Raw genomic sequence first — 19,615 nt, forward strand, 5'->3', positions numbered from 1 at the left:
AAAGGGCAAGTCTATACGGCGCCAAAATATTCGTTGCCAAAACTTCGGCACCGAAATACAGTTCCGCGGGTGATCCGAGATGCCGCACCAGGGCGCCCCGCGCCCCAACACCCCTTGCGCCTGCGCGACTTCCGTCTGCTCTTCCTCGGCCGGACGGTCTCCACCCTCGGCGACGCCGTCGTCCCCGCCGCCCTCGCCATCGCCATCACCCGCGCCACCGGCTCCTCCGGCGCGCTCGCCCTCGTCCTCGGCTGCGCGATGGTGCCGCGACTGCTCCTGCTGCCCTTCGGCGGGGTGGCCGGCGACCGCCTCGACCCGCGCCGCGTCGCGCTCACCACCGACCTGCTGCGCGCCGCCACCCAGCTGCTCGTCGGCCTCGAACTCCTCGGCGCCCGGCCGGACCTGACCCACATCGCGATCGCCTCTGCGGCCGGCGGCCTCGCCTCCGCCTTCGCCATGCCGACCGCCTCGCCACTGGTCCGGGCCGCCGTCCCGGCCGAGCACCGGCTGCGGGCCAACGCCCTGCTCGGCTCCGCCACCAGCGCCGCCCGGCTCGGCGGCCCGGCGCTCGCGGGCGTCCTGGTGTACACCGCCGGGCCCGGCTGGGCCTTCGTCGCGGACGGCGTCTCGTTCCTGCTGAGCGCCGCCCTGCTCACCCGGGTCCGCATCGCCCCGGCCCGCTCCGGGCAGGCCTCCGCCGAGAAGCGCACGCTGCGCCGGGACCTCGCCGAGGGCTGGCGCGAGGTGCGCGCCCGGGACTGGTACTGGACCAGTCTGGTCGCCCACGGGGTGTGGAACGGCGCGAGCGCGGTCGCGCTCACCCTCGGTCCGCTGATCGCCGCCACCCGCCTCGGCGGGGACGGCGTCTGGGTGGCGGTCACCCAGGCCGGGGCCGTCGGCCTGCTGCTCGGCTCGCTGGCGGCCGGACGGCTCCGGCCCCGGCGCCCGGTGCTGGTCGGCAACCTGGCGCTCGCGCTGTTCGGGCTTCCGCTGCTGGCGCTCGCCGTTCCGGCGCCCGCGCCCGTCACGGTGGCGGCGTACGGGGTGGCGATGGCCGGGCTGGGCTTCCTCAACCCGGTGTGGGAGACGGTGGTCCAGCGGGAGTTCCCGGCGCAGGTGCTGGCCCGGGTCACCTCGTACGACTGGCTGCTCTCGCTGGCCGCCGCGCCGCTCGGCTACGTACTGGCCCCGCTGGCCGCCGGGGCCTGGGGCAGCCGGGTGCCGCTGCTGGCGGCGGCCGTGCTGGTGACGCTGGTGTGCGCGGGCACCGCGGCGGTGCCGGGGGTGCGCCGGCTCGGCACCCAGCCGGAGAAGCCGGCACCGGCGACCGTCGAGCGGCCGCCGGTCCGGGTCAACTCCTAGGAATGGAAAGTCAGTTCCAGATGCCGGTGACGTCCGTCGCGGTCGCCGCGTTGCCCGCGTGGCCGCTCGCCCCGGCGAGGTCCTCCAGGGTGCGCAGCACGTTGTAGTGGTTGTAGGTGGTCGACGAGCTGCTGCCCGGGGCGACGTGGGCGCCGTAGAGCACGGTCGGGATCCGGTTGCCGGACAGGCTGTTGTCCTCGTCGAAGGTGACCACCAGCAGGCTGTTGTGGCTCTGCGCCCAGGTGGCGTACGCGCCCAGGTTGTTCTTGATCCAGGTGTCACCCGTGCTGATCGAGCAGTCGTGCATGTCGCTGCACAGGTTCGGGATCACGAAGGAGACCTTCGGCAGGGTGGTGTAGTCGGTCGGGAACTGGGCGAAGGTCAGCGCGCTGTTCAGCGGGACGTTGCCGAAGCCGAACCAGGGATTGTGCTTCTGCGCGTAGTTGCCGTAGCTGCACACCGTGCTGCCCTGGCTGGGCAGGGACTCGTTGTAGCTGGCCCAGGTCTTCCCGGCGGCGATCACCTCGGAGGCCAGGTTCGGGGCCTGGAAGCCGCCGACCGTCACGCAGCTGTCGTCGACCCTGCCCTGGGTGGAGCCGGAGAACAGGGCGTAGTAGTTCGGCTCGCTGGGGTGGGTGATGGCGTAGGACTGGGTGAGGTTGGCGCCGCCCGCCTTCAGGGTGTTGTTGATGTACGGCGCGCTGCCGCTGCCGATGATCTGGCTGTAGGAGTGGTTCTCCATCACCACGACGATGATGTGGTCGGGCGCGGGCAGCCCGGCCGCCTGCGCGGTGGTGGCGGTCGCCGCCCAGAGGCCGGCGGAGGCGGCGACGAGCGCGACGGCCGAGCCGATCGCGGTCGCGGTGCGGCGGGATCGGGGACGGGGGGAGTCGTTCAGGGGCTTTGCGGACGAAGTCATGACGTTTCCTCGGGTGGAGGACGGCCCTCGGCGGGCCGCCCGGAACGGGAGGTGACGGACTGTCGTGCTTTCGCCGAACGGGACGGACGGGTCGAACGGGCCGAATGGGCCCAACAGGCCTAGTACGGCGTGCCGTTGGCGAAGTCGGTGGCGAAGGTCGACTCGATCGTGTTGAGCACGCCGGAGTCGGAGACGATCAGGCCCAGCTCGCGGTTGTTGTTCAGCGAGTTGTCGGAGAAGTTCTCCGAGCCGGCGAACACCTTCGCGGTGGAGGTGCCGTAGTCGGCGACGATGGCCTTGGCGTGGATGTACAGACCGGTGGTCGAGGAGTAGGTGACCACCTTGGCGCCGGCCGCGGTCACCTGGTCGAAGTAGGAGCCGTACGAGTCGGGGTTCATGCCGACCACGCGCACGGTGACGCCGCGGTCGGCGGCCGCGGTGATCGCGTCGACCAGGGTCGGGTCGCCGAACTCCAGCTCCTCGACGTCCAGGGAGGTCTGCGCGCCGTTGATCAGCGCCAGCAGGCGGGACTGCGAGTCGGTGGGCGACCAGACCAGGTTGTCGCCGTCGGAGGGGGTGATCGAGGTCTTGGCGTAGTCGGCGGCGAAGACCTGCTCGATCGCGGCGACGTCGTTGGCGTCGGTGTCGATGACGCCGTAGTCGCGGCTGCTGGAGTAGTAGGTGGCGTCCAGGTTGCCGGTCATGATGATCGAGGTGGCGCCGTCCACGGTGACGGTCTTCTGGTGGGTGTAGACGAACGCCGAGGAGGAGTACGTCACGCCCACGCCGGCCGCCTTCAGGGCGTTGTAGGCGGTGCCGTTGACCGAGGTGTGCTGGCCGTCCAGGATGACCCGCACCTTGACGCCGACCCGCTGACGGGCGATCAGGTCGTTGACGGCAGTCGTGTCGCGCAGCTCGTACATCGTGACGTCGACGGACTTGGTGGCCGAGTTGATCAGGTTGTAGACCACCGTGTGGCTCTGGTCGGGGAAGACGACGGCGGTGTACGTGCCGGTGGCGTGGGCGGTGCCGGTGGCGGATATCAGGCCGGCGCCGGCGAGCAGCAGGGCGCCGGCCCGGCGCGCGAGGGTGGCCAGGGGCATGGGGACTCCATGGTCGGTGAGGGGAAAGTCGGCGAGGGGGAAGTCGCTGAGCGAGAGGCCCGGTGCGGGGTGACACCGGGCGGCGGACGAGCGCCCGATCAGCATGGGGTCGGAGCGGTCAACGCGGGTAGATGACGGGAGGTAAAACCTTGGCCCCGGGCCGGGAAACGAACGGTGAGCCCGGCGAATCAGCCGGAAGACCGGCGATGCAGGCGAACCGGTTCACATTGCCACCGGCCGCCCGCACCGGTGATAGTGATCTCCGATCGACGCGATCCGACGCCGCGTCAGCCCACGAGAGAGCCGAGGAACATGGCGAAGACCAGCCTTCTGCGTCCGCTCGCGGTGACCGCCGCCGCTGCCGTCCTGGCGGCGGTCGCGACCGCGCCCGCCCTGGCAGCCGACCGGGACGGCTCTACCCTGCCGGCCCCCGACACGGCCGGGGTGCTCAGCGCACTTCAGGCCACCACGGCTGCGGGCGCCCCGGGCTCCTTCGCGGTGATCCACGACCACGGCGACGACGACCGGACCCGCTCACTGACCGTCGGCAGGGCGAACCTGGACGGGACGCCGATGAACTCCGGGTGGAGGTTCCGGGTCGGCAGCAACAGCAAGATGTTCGCCGCCGTTCTCGTGATGCAGCTGGCGCAGGAGGGCCGGATCGACCTCGACAAGCCGCTGCGCGACTACCTCCCGGCCGGCACCCTCCCGGACGACTGGACCATGACCGGCCGTCAGGTGATGGAGCACCGGGCCGGCATCTACGACCACACCGACGACCTGCTGGAACAGCCCGGTGAGGAGACCACCTCCGCCTTCGAGGCCCGCATCCGCACCAAGGTGTACGCCCCGGCCGACCTGGTCGCGATGTCCGTCAAGCACGGGCAGCAGTACCCGCCGGGCAGCCGCTACTCCTACTCCAACACCGACTTCGTGCTGATGGGCCTCGCCGTCGAACACCTCACCGGCCGCCCGTACCCGGACGTGCTGCGCGAGCGGATCATCGAGCCGCTCGGCCTGGAGAAGACCTCCTTCGTCGTCCCCGACCAGCGGATCCGGGGCGCCCACGTCACCGGCTACCTCACCAACGACGACCGCACGAAACCGCTGCTGGACTCCACCGAGCAGACCGGCTCCTGGGTGTGGAGCGCCGGGGCGGTCATCTCCTCCGCCGAGGACCTCGACACCTTCCTCACCGCACTGATGGCCGGCAGCTCCGGCGGGCTGGTCTCGGACGACTCGCTGCGCCAGATGGAGGCCGCGCTGCCCACCCCGAGCGCCAGGATCTCCTACGGACTGGGGCTGCGCCGCATCTCCCTGTCCTGCGGGGACGTGTACGGGCACGGCGGCATCGTCCAGGGCTACCAGACCCAGTCCTTCACCACCCCGGACGGGCACCGCACGGTGGTGGTCTTCGCCAACGCTTCCAACAACGGCTCCGTCACCCAGGGGCTGATGAACGCGCTGGAGCCGGCCTTCTGCGGGAAGAAGCCGGCGGTCGCACCGCGGACGGCCTTCGCCCCGACCGCGCAGGACGGCCAGGCCGACCAGGGCGCGTCGGGCAGCCAGGACGATCAGGCGCTGCCGGTGGTGGAGGACACCCGGATCTGACCCCGCTCGCCGCCGCGTCCGGGGCCCGGGCCAGCAGCGCCCTGGCGTCGTCCAGCAGGATCAGGATCCGGCGCTCGGCGAGGAGTTCGCGGTAGCGGGCCGCCCGCTCCTCCAGCCCGGCGGGAACGGCCTCCGGCGCGACGCCGAGGTCGGCGAGGAACCCGGCGAGGACGTCGGCGGGCCGGCGCGGGCCGTCCGGGTCGCCGCCGCGCAGGTCGGCGTGCGGGAGGCCGTCGGGGAAGCGCTGCGCCGCCCGGTGCTGGACCAGGGCGGTCTTGCCCACCCCGGCCGGTCCGGTGACCAGGATCGGGCGTGCGGTCCGCGACGACAGCCAACGCCTCGTGCAGCCGGGCGAGTCCGGCGGCGCGGCCGACGAACCGGCGGTCCGGCGCGGCATGCCGCGCCAACTGCTCGCCCTCCCTCTCGTCTCGGGACCGTACGCCGGACCAGACCCGGCCGGTTCACCTCGCGGGCTCGCCCTCCGTCCGGTCCGGGGCCTCCTCGAGGTCGGCCCACGCCGGGGGCGTCCTGAGGTCCGGACCGGCGAGCACCAGCACGTCGAACGGCGCGTACTCGTTGCCGTGGTCCCGGGCGGTGTAGCCGGCCGCCGACAGGATCGCGATCACCGCGGCGGCCATCGCCGCCTGGGCCTCACCGGACTGGCGGATCGCCGGGGTCACCTCCTGGTACCGCTGCACGTCCGCCACCGCCCTGCCGCGCAGCCGGGGGCTCACGAGCCAGCTCACCACCACCTCCGGTTCCTCACCGAAGTGCTGGTTCCAGGCGCTGACCCGGACCTCCGCCCCGGCGGCCAGTCCCCGGTCCAGGCCCGGGGCCACCACCGGCAGCCCGGCGGCGGCGAGTTCGTCGCGGACCCGCTGGGCCAGCCGCTCGAACCGGGCGTTCACATGTCTGCCGAGAGTCTCGTCCATGCCCGCACGCTATCGGCCCGCCCCGCCACCGCGCTCCGCCCGGGTGACGGCCGGGGTTCCGGCAAGGCAACCATCCGCCGCCCGTGCGGGCTCCGTACCCCTGGAGGCCCCGCCGGCGGCGAGCGGACGAGTGCGGACCGGGGGCCGCCTTCGGGTCTCGGGTGCGGCAACGTTGGGAGGCACTGGTGCGGATTCGGCTGCTCGGGCCGGTGGAGCTGGAGGTCGCGGAGCCCGCGGTCTCGCCACCCTGGCGGGGTCGCAGCGGCGGGCGGTCCTGGCGCCGCCGGCGCTGCGGCTGGGCCAGGTGGTCGGCATGGACCGGTTCTGCGAGCTGCTGTGGGGGGGGAACGGCCGCCGGCCAGTGCCCGGGCGGCGGTGCAGGGGCACGTCGCGGCGCTGCGCAAGGTGCTCGCCGACACCCCCGTTCGAGCTCCACACCCGGACCTGCGGCTATCTGCTGAGCGGGCTGGCCGAGGAGGTGGACGCGCTGCGGTTCACGGCGCTGGCCGAGCGCGCCGACCGCGGTGCGCCCGACGAGGCGATCGCACTGCTGGAGGAGGCGCTGCGGCTGTGGCGCGGCGAGGCCCTGGCCGATCTGCCGGACACCCCGTTGCGCGCCGCCACGGCGGACCAGCTGAAGCAGGCCGACACGGCCGCGCTGCTCGGTCAGCACCGCGACCCACCCGGCCAGCCGTTCCCGCTCCGCCACCGTCCCCCCCCGGGCGCGGACGGGTGCACGTCCACCACGAGTGACCGCGCCACGGCCAGCGGTCCCGGCGCCGTCTCCGGTCGGTGCTGCCGGTCCGGCCGCAGCCGCAGCGCCAGCCGCCGGGCGACGGCCGTCACCTCCGCCGCGGTGCCCCCCGGCAGTCCAGGGCGGGCGGCCCCGGCACCTCCGGCGCGCCCATCCGCACCAGGGCCTCGACGTAGGCGCGCACCTCCGGGCCGTTCGCTTCCATCCCCTGTTCCTCCCCCGTCGCGTTCCGTCCCGCTCAACGTGGCTTCCGTCGGGCGGGGTTCAGCCTCGGCCCGGCGGCGGTCACCCACCGGTACGGGTGCGGCCGCATTGTCCCCGTCCGCCATGAAAGCAGTCGACGGCCGGCCGGGGGGGGCGGCCCCCGGCCGGCCGTTCGCCCGCGCTGCGGGCTACTTCTTCGTCTGCGCCACCGGGGTACGGTACGGGTGGTGGTGCGTGCTCCCGATGTGCAGCTCCTCGTCCGGCTTCCCGGCGAGCTTGGGCAGCACGTGGGTGCCGAACGGGTCGGTGACGGTCACGGCGTTGCCCTTGCGGTGCACCTCGTGCGGCGAGCCGATCGAGTAGGAGGCGAGCGCGATCCCGCTGCTCGGGGTCGCGCCGGCGCTCGGGGCGGTGCCGAACAGGGCGCTGGCCACGGTGAGGCTGGTCGGCGCGGTGCCGAGGGTGGTGAACGCGGACTGCTCGCCGCCGTAGACGCTGCCGAAGGCGGCGCCGCCGGTCACGGTGGTGCCGGCGGGCACGGTGACCGGGACGGTGGTGCCGGCCGGGCCCTGGACGGTGACCACGCCGCCCTGGACGTAGCCGCTGACGGTGCCGGCGGTCTGGGTCTGCCGCCAGGCGGTCTGCTGCTGCAGGGTGGTGCCCGCGTCGGTGAGGGTCTGGTTCACCATCGGGGTGTCGGCGGTGTACCAACCGCGGTACGTGGCGAGGATGTTGGTCAGGGTCTGCAGGGCGAGCCGGTCGTCGGTCAGGTTCGACTGGTGCATGAAGAACGGGCGCGGGTCGTTGCCGAGCACGTACCCGAGGGTGATCTTCACCTGCAGCGGCAGGACGTAGTTCGCCCAGCCGGTGGTCAGGTCCAGCGGCGTGATGCAGGTCGTGGTGGTCGGATTGGCCTCGCAGTTGCCGCTGCCGCCGTTGGCCTTCGAGGTGTACAGCCAGTTGTACTCGCTGACCTCGTCGGACTGGGTGGAGACGTTGTAGAAGACGTTGACCGGGTGGCGCGGCACGCCGAGCGCCGAGGCGATCTGCCGCTGGCCGGTCTCCCGGGAGGCGTCCACGCCGAGCCACTGGATGTTGTTCTGGGTGAGCGCGGCGAGGAAGTTCGGGTTGTCGTAGGGCTGCTGCGGCAGCATCACGGTGCCGGAGTGCTCACCGGCGATCAGCTCGCCCGGCCGGAACGGCAGTCCGTTGGCCTGGCCGAACTGGATGTTCTGCTGGATCTGGCTGTTGACGGTGCCCTGGTCGACGTACTGGATCGCGCCGGTGGAATCGGTCTGGCACTTCCACGGGATCACGGTGAAGTTCTGCACGCAGCCCAGGAACGGGTGCTGGTAGGTGTGGTTGAGCCACATGAAGCTGTTCTTGTTCGCCAGCAGGGCGGTGGTCAGCGGGTCGGTGCCGCCGTTGGCCGCCGCGTAGTCCAGGCTGGGGCCGCCGTTGAACAGGAAGTCCAGGGTGTAGTTGTTCTGCTGTTCCCAGGCGACGGTGGCGGTGACGTCCGCGGGCGTCATCCGGATCGGCGTGGTCGCCGGGACGGTGCCGACGCAGTCGCCCTCGCCCGGGGTGCAGTTGCCGACCTGGCTCCACCGGGAGTTGGCGTTGAAGAGGTCGTCGATGTGGGCGGAGAAGTAGTTGCGCCAGTAGCCGAGGTGGACGCCCTTGGTGACCCAGTCCACGATGCCGTGCGCCAGCAGTCGGAACTGCTGCTGGTAGTAGTTGTAGGCGAAGGTCAGCACCAGTTGCTGGCGCCCGCCGGAGGTGTAGACCCCGGCGAGGGTGCCCTGGGTGGTGGTGCCGGGGATGGTCTCGGTCAGGAACGGCTCGAAGTGCGAGCCGGTGGCCGGGTCGTCGGGAAGCGGGGTCGGCAGGTAGCCGTACGAGCCGTTGCCGCCGGCGGTGCCCTCGAAGGCCACCGGACCGTTCAGGTAGCGGAAGGCGTCCGCGCGGGCGGAGGCGCTCGCGGTGGCGGTGGTGGCGTCCAGCGAGCCGGACCAGGTCGGGGCGGACAGGCCGGTGTTGGCGCCGGGCCAGACGTAGGCGTCCACCTGCCGGACCTGGTAGGTCTGCTCGTACCCGCTCAGCGTGCTCAGTTCGGCCGCGGAGAGCTGGGTCGGCGCGTCGTTGGGCAGCACGACGCCCTCGAAGTGCCCGTGCGGGGTGCCGTCGGCCAGGGTGTCGGCCAGGAAGCCGGCGGTGATCGTGGCCCGGCCGCTGCTGGTCAGGTCGATGACGGTGGTCGGCACGCCCTCGGCGGAGAGCTGCTGCCGGATCCCCTCGACCCAGGGGTTACCGTCGGTGACCACCAGGACGTTCAGGTCCACCCGTGAGCTCGTGGCCGAGGCCGGCACGACGGTGGCCAGCCCGATCACCGCGGTGGCGACGGCCAGTGCGACGGCGGGGAGGAAGCGGAAGGCTCTCACGCGAAAGCCCCCTGCGGTATTACGGTGAGTCGACTCATGGGAGCCGATAATGCCCGGCTGGATCGGCCCGGCGCAGCAGCCTGGGAACAAGATTTACCAAGGGCTGAGGAATTACTGACAGAAGGTCGTCCCGGCGCTGGTCCACGCTCAATGTCCGGGGCGTGAACGGAATTTGATGAAAGCATGGCCCATCAGCGCCACGACCAGCGCCGTCGGCCGTTCCAGCGCCTTCAGAACGGTCGGATCCCACGGTTTCTGGCGAGCGCCTGACAATGCCTCCGGGCCGCGCACCGCACCGGCCTTTCGCGCCGCGGTAGGAATACCGGCCGGGTCGATTTCCGGCTCCCCGCGAAGGGCCGCCCCGAAGCGGACACCGGTGCGCCGCCGATGCGTCCGGACCACGTCGCCGGGATGCGCCGGAACCGGGTCACCAGGTGGCAAGATTGGCCCTGCCCGCCGGACCCGTCACGTCACTCGCGTCGGCGCCGCCGAGTGGCACACGAACCAGGCCTGGACCAGGCTGAGGCGGAAGTCCGGTCGCCAGATGGGTACGGTGTCGATGTTCGATACGAGCTTTGCCTTCCCGCGTTCCCTGTTGAACCCGGTGACCGGTGCCCGAGGGCGGGTCGCCGTCATCGGCGCAGGCGTCGCCGGCCTCGTGTGCGCGTACGAGCTGGAGCGGCGCGGCTTCGACGTCGTGGTCTACGAGCGGTCGAACCGGCCAGGCGGACGGGTGCGGACCCACCGCTTCTGGGACGGCACGCACGTGGACCTGGGTGCCATGCGCATCCCCGGCAACCACCACTGCGTGCTGCACTACGTCTCCCGGTTCCGCCTGGAGACCCGCCCCTTCGTCAACGCCAACCCGCGCGCCTACTACCACCTGCGCGGCCGCCGGGTCCGGGTGCGGGACGTCGCCACCATCTACCCCGCGTACGCACTGCGCCCCGGCGAACGACAGGCCCCGACCCCGATGCTGGACCGCCTCCTCGGCTCGGTGTGGCGCACGCTCACCGTCGAGCAGCAGGAGCGCACGCTGGCCGGTCACTGGGACGACCCGGCGCTGGAGCGGGCAGCCTCGATGTCCCTGTGGCAGTTCGTCCACGAGCACCTCTCCCAGGAGGCCTGGGACCTCATCGGCCACGCCAGCGGGCTCGCCCACTACGAGCAGTCCTCGCTACTGGAGGTCCTGGTCGACTACTTCGGCCTGTTCCACGAACGGCAGGTCGAGCTGGTGAACGGGCTGGACGCGCTGATCCACGCCTTCGTCCGGGCCCTGCGCCCCGACACCCTCCGGCTCTCCAGCCGGATCGACGAACTGGCGCTCACCACGGACGGCGTCCGGATCCACGGCAAGCGGCTCGGCGCCCCGCTGGAGGACCACGCCGACTACGTGGTGTGCTGCGTCCCGGCGCCCGCCCTCGACCAGATCACCGTCACCCCGGGACTGCCCCACGTCCAGCGGCACGCCGTGCGCGGCATCAGCTACGCCAGCAGCAGCAAGACCGTCCTCCACCTCACCCGCCGCCGCTGGGAGCTGGAGGACGGCATCCACGGCGGCGGGAGCTTCACCGACCTGCCGATCCAGCAGTGCTGGTACCCGTCGGACAACGCGATGCCCGTCACGGACGGGGTCAACGGCAGCGCCGACCACCGCTGGGCCGCCCGCGACCCGCTGCGCTCGGCCGAGCCGACCGCCCTGCTCGGCGCCTACCAGTGGGGCGCGAACGCCCGGCGCTTCGCCGCGCTGCCGGCGGCGGACCGCGACGCCCTGGTCCTGGACTGCCTCGAGCGGCTCCACCCCGGCGTCTCCGCCGACGTGGACGACATCGTGCACTGCGACTGGGACGTACAGACCGGCATGGGTGGCGGCGCCTTCGCCCACCTGACGCCCGGCGAGCACACCCGCTACCTGGCCGTGCTCGGCTCACCCCACCCGGCCGACGACCCGCGGATCTTCTTCGCCGGCGAGCACCTGTCCGGCGCCCACGCCTGGTGCCAGGGCGCCGCCCGGTCCGCCCTCGACGCGGTGGGCGCCCTCCTCGACCGCGCCGGCCACCCCCGGACCGCCATCCGGGTGGGCACCGGGTGACCGACCGGGAGCTGGCCCGGGACGACCTCCGCGCCCCGTTCCGACCCGCCCGGAGCGAGCAGGTCGGCATCGAGATCGAGTGCGGTCTGCTCGACCCGGCCACCGGGCTGGCCGCCCGCTACTTCGGGGAACGCGGCGTGCTGGCGGTCCTGGAAGCGGTGCTGGCCCGCTGGGGCGGCGAGCGCCAGGAGGACGCCGGACGGCTGACCGGCGTGCTGCGCCCGGACGGCAGCCAGATCACCCTGGAGCACGGCGGCCAGCTCGAGTACTCCTCGGTGCCCGTCCCGAGCGTGGCCGAGGCGGTGTCCGACATGCGCGCCGCCCTGGAGCAACTCGCCGACCTGGCGAGGCGGTTCGGCCTTGCCCTGGTGCCCGGCGGCAACCTCCCGTTCGACCGGCTGGCCGACATCCAGTGGGTGCCGATGACCAGGGGCGCCATCATGCGGGACTACTTCGCCGGGCTGGGCGCGGCGGGCGACCGGGCCCGGTACATCATGGCGCTGTCGCTGTCCACCCAGGTCACGCTGGACTACCTCTCACCAGCGGACTTCACCGAGAAGCTGCGCGCCCAGATGGCCGCCGCGCCGGTCGTCGCCGCCCTGCTCGTCAACTCACCGATCCAGGAAGGACGTTCGGAAGGCCTGCTGTCCCACCGCAGCTGGGCCTGGCTGCGGATGGACCCGCGCCGGGGCGGCGTGCTCCCGCCCGCGCTACGCCCGGACGTCAGCGTGGACGACGTGATCGACTGGGCCCTCGACATCCCCCTGATCCACTACCGCACCCCGGACGGCCGCTACCACCCGGCGCCCGACCGCCCCTTCGCCGACCTCCTCCGGCACGGCTACGACGACGGGTCGCGCCCCACGGCCGCCCACTGGGCCTCCCACCTGAACCAGCTCTGGACCCACACCCGGGTCCGCAACACCCTGGAACTGCGCGGCTCGGACGGTCCGCCGTACCCGTTCATCGGCGCCGTCCCGGCGCTCTGGACCGGTCTCACCTACCACCCCGAATCCCGCGCCGCCGTCTGGAAGTTGCTCGGCCACCACACCCTGGCGCAGCACCGCGCCGCCCTCACCGAGCTGCCCGTGCAAGGCCTCGCCACCCGCCTGGGCGACGACCCCGTCCGCCCGCTGGCCGCCGAACTGCTCCACCTCGCCCGGGCCGGCCTGTGCGCGCGCGTCGCGGCGGGCCTCGAACCGCCCGACGTCCCCGGCTACCTGGACCCCCTGAACGAGATCGTCGCCACCGGCCACACCTTCGCCGAGCAGGGCCTCCGGCGCTGGCACGGCGAGTTCGGGCGCGACCCGGCGCGCTACGTCGCCGCCCACCGGGTCTGAGGCCCACCGGCCGTCAGAAGCCTGTCAGAAGCCCGTCAGCAGTGCGTCAGCAGTACGTCAGCGGCCCGTCGATCCGGGGACCGCACGTGTGCGGAGCGGTCCCCACCGGGGGACGCACCTGCAGGTCCGCAGGTCCCTCCGGAGGTCAGCCGCATGAGTGCTGATCGACAGGAACTTCGTCCGGTGAGCGCCGCTCACCGGTGGCCGGGCACCGTCGCCGCCCGGCCACCGGGGCGGTCTCACGGCGTCGGTACGGGCGTCGAAGTCGGCGTCGGGCTCGGCGTCGGGGTCTCCTTCCGCGGAGCCTCGGTCTTCGGGGCGGGGGTGGGCATGGCGCTCGCCCGGGCGGCGGGGTTGGTGACCAGGGGGATGCAGCCGTCGCCGCCCGGCTGGTGGCCGCACACCCGCAGGGTGGTGTCGGCCGGGCCGGCGTCGACCATGGCCGAGTAGGCGTCGTAGCCCCAGTGGATCAGGGCTGTCTCCTGCCAGCCGGTGTTGTTGGTGATGGTGGCGGTGTCCCCGGGGGCGCCGTCGGTGAGCCCCGCCCAGGCGGCGCGGCAGCGCGGACTGTAGTGGAGGTAGAGGATCACCTGGCCGACGTTGCCGGTCAGCAGGGTGTGGTCGTCGTCCTCGCACCCCATGACCTGGGGGTCCTTGCCGGCGCAGCCGATGCCCTGGCAGAGCCCGGTCGGCCCGGCCGCCGCGGCGGTGGTACCGGCGTTGCGGCCGTGCAGGTACAGGCTCGCGACCACGACGAGCGCGACCGCGAGGGCGGCGGCGACCAGGGTCCACGGGCGGCGCCATCCGGCGATGCGGGCGAGGACGGCGGAGAGGTCCGTCAACCGTTCGCCCTGCGGTACGGGCGGAGCGGAGAGCTGGACCGGCGCTTCGGTCGGCCGCACGGGAACGGGCTCCGGCACGGAGCCGGGAACGGTGACCGGCACGGGAACGGAGACCGGCACCGGAACGGGAACCGGCCCGGACGCGGACCCCCCGGACGCGTCCCGCGCCGCCTCGGCCTGCCGCAGCAGGGAGGTCAGCAGCTCTCCGTCGCAGTCCACGGCGGCGATCAGCCCGGCCAGCGCCTGAGGAGTGATCAGACGCTTGCCGTTGAGCCAGCGTTCCCAGGACGCCTTGCTGAGGTAGGTCCGCTTCCCGAGTTCGGCGAGCGAGATCCGGTGCGCGTCCTTGACCGCGCGCAGTTCCTCGGCCAGGCGCCGAGCCGGTTCCGCAAGGTCGTCAGGAAGCGGTTTCCAGGACTGACTCATCGTGGCGGGCACCTCTGGCGGGTCGGCGGCAGACATGGACTGATCCAGTTTCAGATGATCAGTTTAATCGCACCCCGCCCTCGACCCCCGCCGCCCGCGGTGCACCGTCTCAACCGTCTCCACCCCGGTGTCTCAAGCCCCAGGTCAGGGGCCCTGATACGGGTCGCATCGTCTCAGAACCATCGGAGACGGTCGAAGATCGAGGGGAGATCCCGCAGAGTTGGCCGGACCGGTAGCACTGAGGTCAACAGCGCTCCTGGTGCGGGTAAAGCCGAAGGCGTCAGGGCAGCGGACGCCTACGACCCGTCACCAGGTCCTCCACACCGCCGCACCGGTCATGTGTCAGAGCACTTTTCGGGGAGAAGCCTCATGGGCCGCCAACACGCGTCCGCCACCACGTCACCGTCCCCCGCCGACCGGCTCGCCAGCGAGCTGCAGTCGCTGAAGTCCGGGTCGGGCCTCACCTACGCCCGGCTCAGCGAACGCACCCACTACGCGAAGTCCTCGTGGGAGCGGTGGGTGAACGGGAAGCAGTTCCCCCCGCGCGACGCGGTGCAGAGCATCGCGTCCGTCTGCGGGGGCGACGCCGAACACCTGCTGGAGCTGTGGCGCCTCGCGGACAGCCGCCGCATCACGTTCACCGCACCGGGCGCCGCCCCGGCTCCCGGTACGACGGGCCCCGAGGCCGCCCCGGCCCACGGCGGGGGCCCGGCCGAGGACGCGGACTCCCCCTGCCCGCACCGTCGGCAGGCCGCCCTGCTGCGGCGAGTGGCCCTGCTCTCCCTGGCGCTCGGCGCGGGCGGAGTGCTGGCCGCCACCGGCCGGCGGCCGTTCCGGCGCGGAGCCTGACGGCGGCGAGCGGCACGACGCAGCGCGGCACCGCGCCCCCGTGGGGAGGGCGCGGTGCCGCGGTGTTCGGAGGGCGCTCGCCGTTACGCGACGCCGTCCTGCCACCACCAGAAGCCCGACCCGTAGTTGGAGTGCTCGATCCGGCTGTCCACGTGCTGCCAGGAGACGGTGTAGGTCTCCAGGCCGGAGAAGCCGCAGGTCTCGGCGATCCGGTAGACGGACAGCGTGGACAGGCCGGAGACCGCGATGTCGGCGGCCACCCCGTAGGTGTGCATGGAGTTCCCCGCGCCGCCCACCGAGGAGTTGTACGCGGTGCTGCGGAAGCCGGAGTTGATGGTGATCGCGCGGTCGCCCGCCTTCTTCCGCAGCGCCTCCAGCTTGTACATGGTGCGGCGGACGTTCTCCTGCACCTCGCCGGAGCCGACGTTGCCGCCGCCGAAGCCCGAGCCGTCGTGGCTGGTGAACTCGGACCAGTTGAAGTGGGCGGTGGAACCGTCCGACTTCTCCAGCGAGTTGAGCACGCCGAAGGTCTGCGGGCCGGCCACGCCGTCCGCGCTCAGCCCGTACGCGGCCTGGAAGCGGCGCACCGCGGCGGCGGTGCCCGGCCCGAAGGAGCCGTCCACGGCCACGTAGGTCTGCGAGGCGGAGTCCGCCGCCCAGCCCGCGACACGGATCTGCAGCTCGGCCACGGCCGAACCGGAGGAGCCCTCACTGAGGTTTCCGGACCAGCCGTAGGCGGCCGCCGGGCGGGCGAACCCGATGTTGGCGACCGCGGCGAGCCCGGCCGCGGCCACGGCGCCGGTGCCGTAGCGCAGGAGTGCGCGGCGGTCGAGGGAAGAGCTGTTCACTACGTGCTCCTTCGAGGAGTCGGCACGGGGAAGACGTCAACAGGGCTGTGCGGGGCCGATCAGTACCAGTTGTGGGCCTGCCAGAAGCTCCAGGCCGAGCACGGGTCGCCGTAGCGGCCCTTGATGTAGTCCAGGCCCCACTGGAGCTGGGTGGCCGGGTTGGTCTGCCAGTCGGAGCCGGCGGTGGCCATCTTGTCGCCGGGCAGCGACTGCGGGATGCCGTACGCCCCGGAGGACGGGTTGGTGGCGTAGACCTTCCAGCCGCTCTCGTGGACGTAGATCTGGTCCAGGCAGCCGAACTGGCCGCTCACGCTCCAGCCGTGGCTGGGGAACTTCCACTGGGCGGTGATCTGCACGGTCCGGGCGACGCCCATGGCGTTCATGGTGGCCGGGCCGGCGATGCCGTCGGCGCTCAGGTTGTGGGCGCGCTGCCAGTCGGTGACGGAGCCGGTCGTGCCGGAGCCGTAGGCACCGTCCGCGCCGGCGCCGGCCGCGCGCTGGACCTCGGCGACCTTGTTGTGCAGGGCGAGTTCGGTGCGGGCGCCGTACACACCGTCCTCGTCGAGGCCGTTGTCGTGCTGGAAGCTGCGGACGGCGGCGGTGGTCTGCGGGCCGTAGTTGCCGTCGACGCCGCTGCTCGCCAGGTAGCCGATGCCCACCAGGTTGCGCTGGACCCAGGTGGTGCTGTCCAGCGCCTGGGCCTGCGCGGGCAGCAGGGCCATCGCGACGAACGCGAGCACGGCCACGGCCAGCCCGCGCAGGGTCTTCTTCACGGTCATTCCATCCCCTCCGGCGCCTGTCGGGTGATCAGGCGGTGCCGCCCACTCTCGGGGCCGGACGGCCGTCCCGCCACGGGTCGGCGGCACCGGGGACGTCCCGGGCAACTCCGGGAACGCGGTGGGACGGCGCCGGGACGCCGCTGGGACGGCCTCGGGACGCTCGGGAGGGGGCCGGAACGGCCACCGGGCCGGACCGGGTCGTCCGGGCGCGGTCCCCGGTCAGGCGCTCGGCGACTAAGCTCCCCGTACTGTGACCGAACGTCAGACCATCCGAACAGCCCGGGAATCCGCCGACGTCCTCATCCTCGGCGCCGGACCGGCCGGCCTCACCCTCGCGAACCTCCTGCACGCCGCCGGGATCGACTGCGTCGTCCTCGAACGCGCCGACCGCGCCCACGTCCAGACCAGGGCGCGGGCCGGCTTCCTCGCCGCCAACACCGTCCGTGTCCTGGAGCGCCACGGCCTGGCCGACGGCCTGCACCGGCGCGGCCGCCCGCACGGCACCTGCGAGTTCCGCACCGAGGACGGCAGTTTCCGGCTCGACTACGGCGCCCTCGGCCGCCACGAGCAGCACACCGTCTACCCCCAGCAGGACCTGGTCACCGACCTGTTGACCCACTACCTGGACGCGGGCGGCCGGATCCACTTCGAGACCGAGGCCCGGACCGTGCAGGACGCCGCCGGCCCCCGCCCCACCGTCGCCGTCCAGGAGGCCGACGGCCGCCCCGACCGCTGGCGGGCCCGGTACGTGGCCGGCTGCGACGGCCGCCACGGCGCCGCCCGGCGCTCCCTGCCGACCGGCACCCTCCGCCACCACCGCGACCACGGCGTCACCTGGCTCGGCCTGCTCGCCGAGGCACCCCCGAGCCTGGACGCCGTCGGCTACGCCCTGCACCCCCACGGCTTCGCCGGCCACATGGCCCGCACCGCCGACATCACCCGCTACTACCTGCAGTACGAGCGAGGCATCCCCGCCGACGCCTGGTCCGAGGAGCGGATCTGGGCGGAGCTCGACCTGCGGATGTACACCGCCGAACACGGGCCGTTGCACCACGGCCGGATCCTCCAGCGCTCCGTCATCGACCTGGAGTCCGACGTGATCGAACCGCTGCGGCACGGCTCGCTGCTGCTGGCCGGGGACGCCGCCAGCCTGCCCGCCCCCGCCGCCGCGAAGGGCGCCAACCTCGCCGTCCTGGAGGCCGAACTCCTCGCCGAGGCACTGATCGACGAGCTCGCCCACCACGACTCCCGGGCGCTCGACCGGTACTCCCGGCGCTGCCTCGAACACATCTGGCGCGCGCAGGAGTTCGCGCACTGGATGATCCAGCTCCTGCACGCCCCGGCCGGACCGGACGAGGGCTCGTACTTCCACGAAGCCATGCGGCGCTCCCGCATCGAGTCCCTGCGCACCTCGCGCACCCACCAGGACTGGTTCGCCGAGAACTACGTCGGCATCTGACCGCCCGGCCGTCTCGGCTCGACGTACTCGACGGTCTGCATCATTCCGAGGTCCTCGTGCTGGAGCTGGTGGCAGTGGGCGACGGTGCTGCCGGTGAAGTCCTCGTACCGGACCAGGAAGGTGACGGTGTCGCCGGGCTCGCCGCCGGCCAGGTCGATGGTGTCCTGCCAGACCGGCGGGTCGAGCTGCTCGCCGTTGCGGTGGGTGACCAGGACGTGGTTGGTGTGCAGGTGGAAGGGGTGGCTGAAGGCCGGGTTGGTCTCGTCGGTGCGCAGCGTCCACCGCTCGACGGTGTCCAGCCCCAGGGTGTGGTTGACGTAGCCGGGGTCGAACAGCCCGTAGGCCGGGTCCCGGGTGAGGTCGCCGTCGGGGTCGGCGGCGGGGGTCGGGTTGCTCCCCAGGACGCGGAAGGCGTTGGGGAACGGCCCGGCGAGGACGCCGGGGTCGACGTGGAAGACCACCTCGCGGTCCGCGTCCGGGTTGGCGATGTCGTCGGCGTCGAGGAAGGGCTTGCCGGCCGGCAGGGTGGTCGGCAGGTCCATCGGCGGGTCGACCGGGTCGCCCGCCACCTGGACCGTCATCAGCGGCTCGGTCACCCTGTCGGCCCGCAGTTCGTAGCGGCCGGGGTCGCCGCCGCGGACCAGCACGTCGGCCCGGTTGCCCATGGCCAGCCGCAGCCGGTCGGTGGCGACCGTGGCCGGGAAGGTCACGCCGTCCTGGGCGATCTGGTGGAAGGTGAGGTTCTGCTCGCCGTCGGTGAGCCGCAGCGGCAGCGCGGTGAAGGCCGTCGCGCAGACCAGCCGCCAGCGCTGCACCTCGCCCGGGCGCAGCGTGAGGGTGGGGTTGACCGCGCCGTTGACGGTCAGGGTCGCCGGGACGGCGGTCAGCGCGTTGCCGGAGGTGAAGTCGGGGACCTTGCCGTCCTTGAGCCTGAGCTCGTTGACGCAGACCACGAGGTCGGCGGCCGCCGCGATCTCGGGCACCTCGTCGACGTCGCCCTCGACGATGAGGACCCCGGCCATTCCGCCGACGATCTGCACGGCCGTGGCGCCGTGCAGGTGGGGGTGGTACCAGTGGGTGCCGGCCGGGTGGTCGGCCGGGATGTCGACGGTGGTCAGGTACTGCGGCTCGGGGGCGCCGGCGTCGACCTCGTCGGCGGTGCGCGGGGCGAACTCGCGGTGCACGTTGTCGGCGTCCCCGGACGGGGAGACGTGCAGGCCGTGGGTGTGCAGGTTGAAGCTGTTGAGGTTGTGCGGCCGGTTGTGGCCGCCGCTGTGGGGCTCGTTCGGCGGCAGGCCGTTGACCTGGGTCAGCCGCAGGGTGTCCCCGCCGCGCACCCGCAGGGTCGGTCCGGGGATCGTCCCGTTGTAGGTGCGGGTGGTGGCCGTCCCGTAGCCGAGGATGACGGTGTCCGTGAACCGCACGTCGAGCGTCTGTTCCAGCACCGCCCTGGGCGTGCCGGGCACCCGCCGCCGGGCACGGACGGCCGGCTGCGGGAAGGCCGCGGGCGCGGGCGCCGCCGCCGCGGACTGCCGGGAGAGGATCCCGTCGGACGCCGCCACCAGGACAGCGGCGGGGAGCGCCTTGAACATCGATCGACGACTGATTCCGACTTTTTCGGTCATGGTCGGGCAATCTAGGTCAGCCCACCGGC

The 19,615-nt window shown here is 72.8% G+C and carries 15 protein-coding genes and 2 pseudogenes; 7 read left to right on the forward strand and 10 right to left on the reverse strand.

Annotated features, from left to right (window positions below):
• The first annotated feature begins 69 nt into the window (after nt 1–69).
• Nucleotides 70–1,362 carry an MFS transporter gene (locus O1G21_RS04920; RefSeq protein WP_270141094.1) on the forward strand — a complete coding sequence of 431 codons (1,293 nt, stop codon included), beginning with the start codon at nt 70–72 and terminating at the stop codon, nt 1,360–1,362.
• A gap of 10 nt (nt 1,363–1,372) precedes the next feature.
• On the opposite strand, the gene O1G21_RS04925 is transcribed toward O1G21_RS04920, so the two are convergent.
• On the reverse strand, nt 1,373–2,281 hold the full coding sequence (locus tag O1G21_RS04925; protein ID WP_270141095.1) for an alkaline phosphatase family protein: 909 nt from the start codon (nt 2,279–2,281) through the stop codon (nt 1,373–1,375).
• A gap of 119 nt (nt 2,282–2,400) precedes the next feature.
• The gene (locus tag O1G21_RS04930) at nt 2,401–3,384 is read right to left on the reverse strand and encodes a phospholipase D-like domain-containing protein (RefSeq protein WP_270141097.1); all 984 of its coding nucleotides are present in this window, start codon (nt 3,382–3,384) and stop codon (nt 2,401–2,403) included.
• A gap of 312 nt (nt 3,385–3,696) precedes the next feature.
• Here O1G21_RS04930 and O1G21_RS04935 point away from each other — a divergent pair, with 312 nt between their 5' ends.
• The gene (locus O1G21_RS04935) at nt 3,697–4,995 is read left to right on the forward strand and encodes a serine hydrolase domain-containing protein (RefSeq protein WP_270141099.1); all 1,299 of its coding nucleotides are present in this window, start codon (nt 3,697–3,699) and stop codon (nt 4,993–4,995) included.
• A gap of 46 nt (nt 4,996–5,041) precedes the next feature.
• On the opposite strand, the pseudogene O1G21_RS41320 reads toward O1G21_RS04935, so the two are convergent.
• Nucleotides 5,042–5,392, reverse strand: a pseudogene (locus O1G21_RS41320) (AfsR/SARP family transcriptional regulator); the annotation flags it as partial.
• 64 nt (nt 5,393–5,456) lie between these two features.
• Nucleotides 5,457–5,927, reverse strand: a complete 471-nt coding sequence (locus O1G21_RS04940) for a hypothetical protein (protein WP_270141101.1) — start codon at nt 5,925–5,927, stop codon at nt 5,457–5,459.
• 313 nt (nt 5,928–6,240) lie between these two features.
• Between O1G21_RS04940 and O1G21_RS41685 the strand changes: the two are divergent.
• Nucleotides 6,241–6,573, forward strand: a pseudogene (locus O1G21_RS41685) (AfsR/SARP family transcriptional regulator); the annotation flags it as partial.
• A 500-nt stretch (nt 6,574–7,073) separates the two neighbouring features.
• Here O1G21_RS41685 and O1G21_RS04945 read toward each other — a convergent pair.
• Both O1G21_RS04945 and O1G21_RS04950 read right to left on the reverse strand, forming a co-directional pair.
• Complete coding sequence (locus O1G21_RS04945) at nt 7,074–9,326, reverse strand: hypothetical protein (RefSeq protein ID WP_270141103.1); 2,253 nt, start codon at nt 9,324–9,326, stop codon at nt 7,074–7,076.
• Nucleotides 9,327–9,473: 147 nt separating this feature from the next.
• A complete protein-coding gene (locus O1G21_RS04950) occupies nt 9,474–9,728 on the reverse strand; it encodes a hypothetical protein (protein ID WP_270141105.1) in 255 nt (84 codons plus the stop codon).
• Nucleotides 9,729–9,930: 202 nt separating this feature from the next.
• On the opposite strand from O1G21_RS04950, the gene O1G21_RS04955 reads away from it, so the two are divergent.
• Nucleotides 9,931–11,418 carry a flavin monoamine oxidase family protein gene (locus tag O1G21_RS04955; protein WP_270141107.1) on the forward strand — a complete coding sequence of 496 codons (1,488 nt, stop codon included), beginning with the start codon at nt 9,931–9,933 and terminating at the stop codon, nt 11,416–11,418.
• A complete protein-coding gene (locus tag O1G21_RS04960) occupies nt 11,415–12,758 on the forward strand; it encodes a glutamate-cysteine ligase family protein (protein WP_270141108.1) in 1,344 nt (447 codons plus the stop codon). The genes O1G21_RS04955 and O1G21_RS04960 overlap by 4 nt, the downstream gene beginning before the upstream one ends.
• Nucleotides 12,759–12,997: 239 nt before the next feature.
• On the opposite strand, the gene O1G21_RS04965 is transcribed toward O1G21_RS04960, so the two are convergent.
• Nucleotides 12,998–14,026 carry a DUF2690 domain-containing protein gene (locus tag O1G21_RS04965; RefSeq protein WP_270141110.1) on the reverse strand — a complete coding sequence of 343 codons (1,029 nt, stop codon included), beginning with the start codon at nt 14,024–14,026 and terminating at the stop codon, nt 12,998–13,000.
• Between the two features lie 369 nt (nt 14,027–14,395).
• Between O1G21_RS04965 and O1G21_RS04970 the strand changes: the two genes are divergently transcribed.
• Nucleotides 14,396–14,875 (forward strand): helix-turn-helix domain-containing protein, encoded by a 480-nt coding sequence (locus O1G21_RS04970; RefSeq protein ID WP_270141112.1) that lies wholly within the window; start codon nt 14,396–14,398, stop codon nt 14,873–14,875.
• A gap of 83 nt (nt 14,876–14,958) precedes the next feature.
• Here O1G21_RS04970 and O1G21_RS04975 read toward each other — a convergent pair whose 3' ends face one another.
• Nucleotides 14,959–15,723, reverse strand: coding sequence for a D-Ala-D-Ala carboxypeptidase family metallohydrolase (locus O1G21_RS04975; RefSeq protein WP_270141114.1), 765 nt, complete (start codon nt 15,721–15,723; stop codon nt 14,959–14,961).
• Nucleotides 15,724–15,782: 59 nt separating this feature from the next.
• Entirely contained in the window at nt 15,783–16,502 is a 720-nt protein-coding gene (locus O1G21_RS04980; RefSeq protein ID WP_270141116.1) for a peptidoglycan-binding domain-containing protein, read from the reverse strand.
• Between the two features lie 250 nt (nt 16,503–16,752).
• On the opposite strand from O1G21_RS04980, the gene O1G21_RS04985 reads away from it, so the two are divergent.
• Complete coding sequence (locus O1G21_RS04985; protein ID WP_270141118.1) at nt 16,753–17,961, forward strand: 4-hydroxybenzoate 3-monooxygenase; 1,209 nt, start codon at nt 16,753–16,755, stop codon at nt 17,959–17,961.
• Here the strand turns inward: O1G21_RS04985 and O1G21_RS04990 are convergent.
• Entirely contained in the window at nt 17,946–19,586 is a 1,641-nt protein-coding gene (locus tag O1G21_RS04990; protein WP_270141120.1) for a multicopper oxidase family protein, read from the reverse strand. The two genes, O1G21_RS04985 and O1G21_RS04990, sit on opposite strands and share 16 nt — an antisense overlap.
• Between the last annotated feature and the right edge of the window lie 29 nt (nt 19,587–19,615).

The sequence above is a fragment of the Kitasatospora cathayae genome, assembly GCF_027627435.1.
Taxonomy (GTDB): Bacteria; Actinomycetota; Actinomycetes; order Streptomycetales; family Streptomycetaceae; genus Kitasatospora; species Kitasatospora cathayae.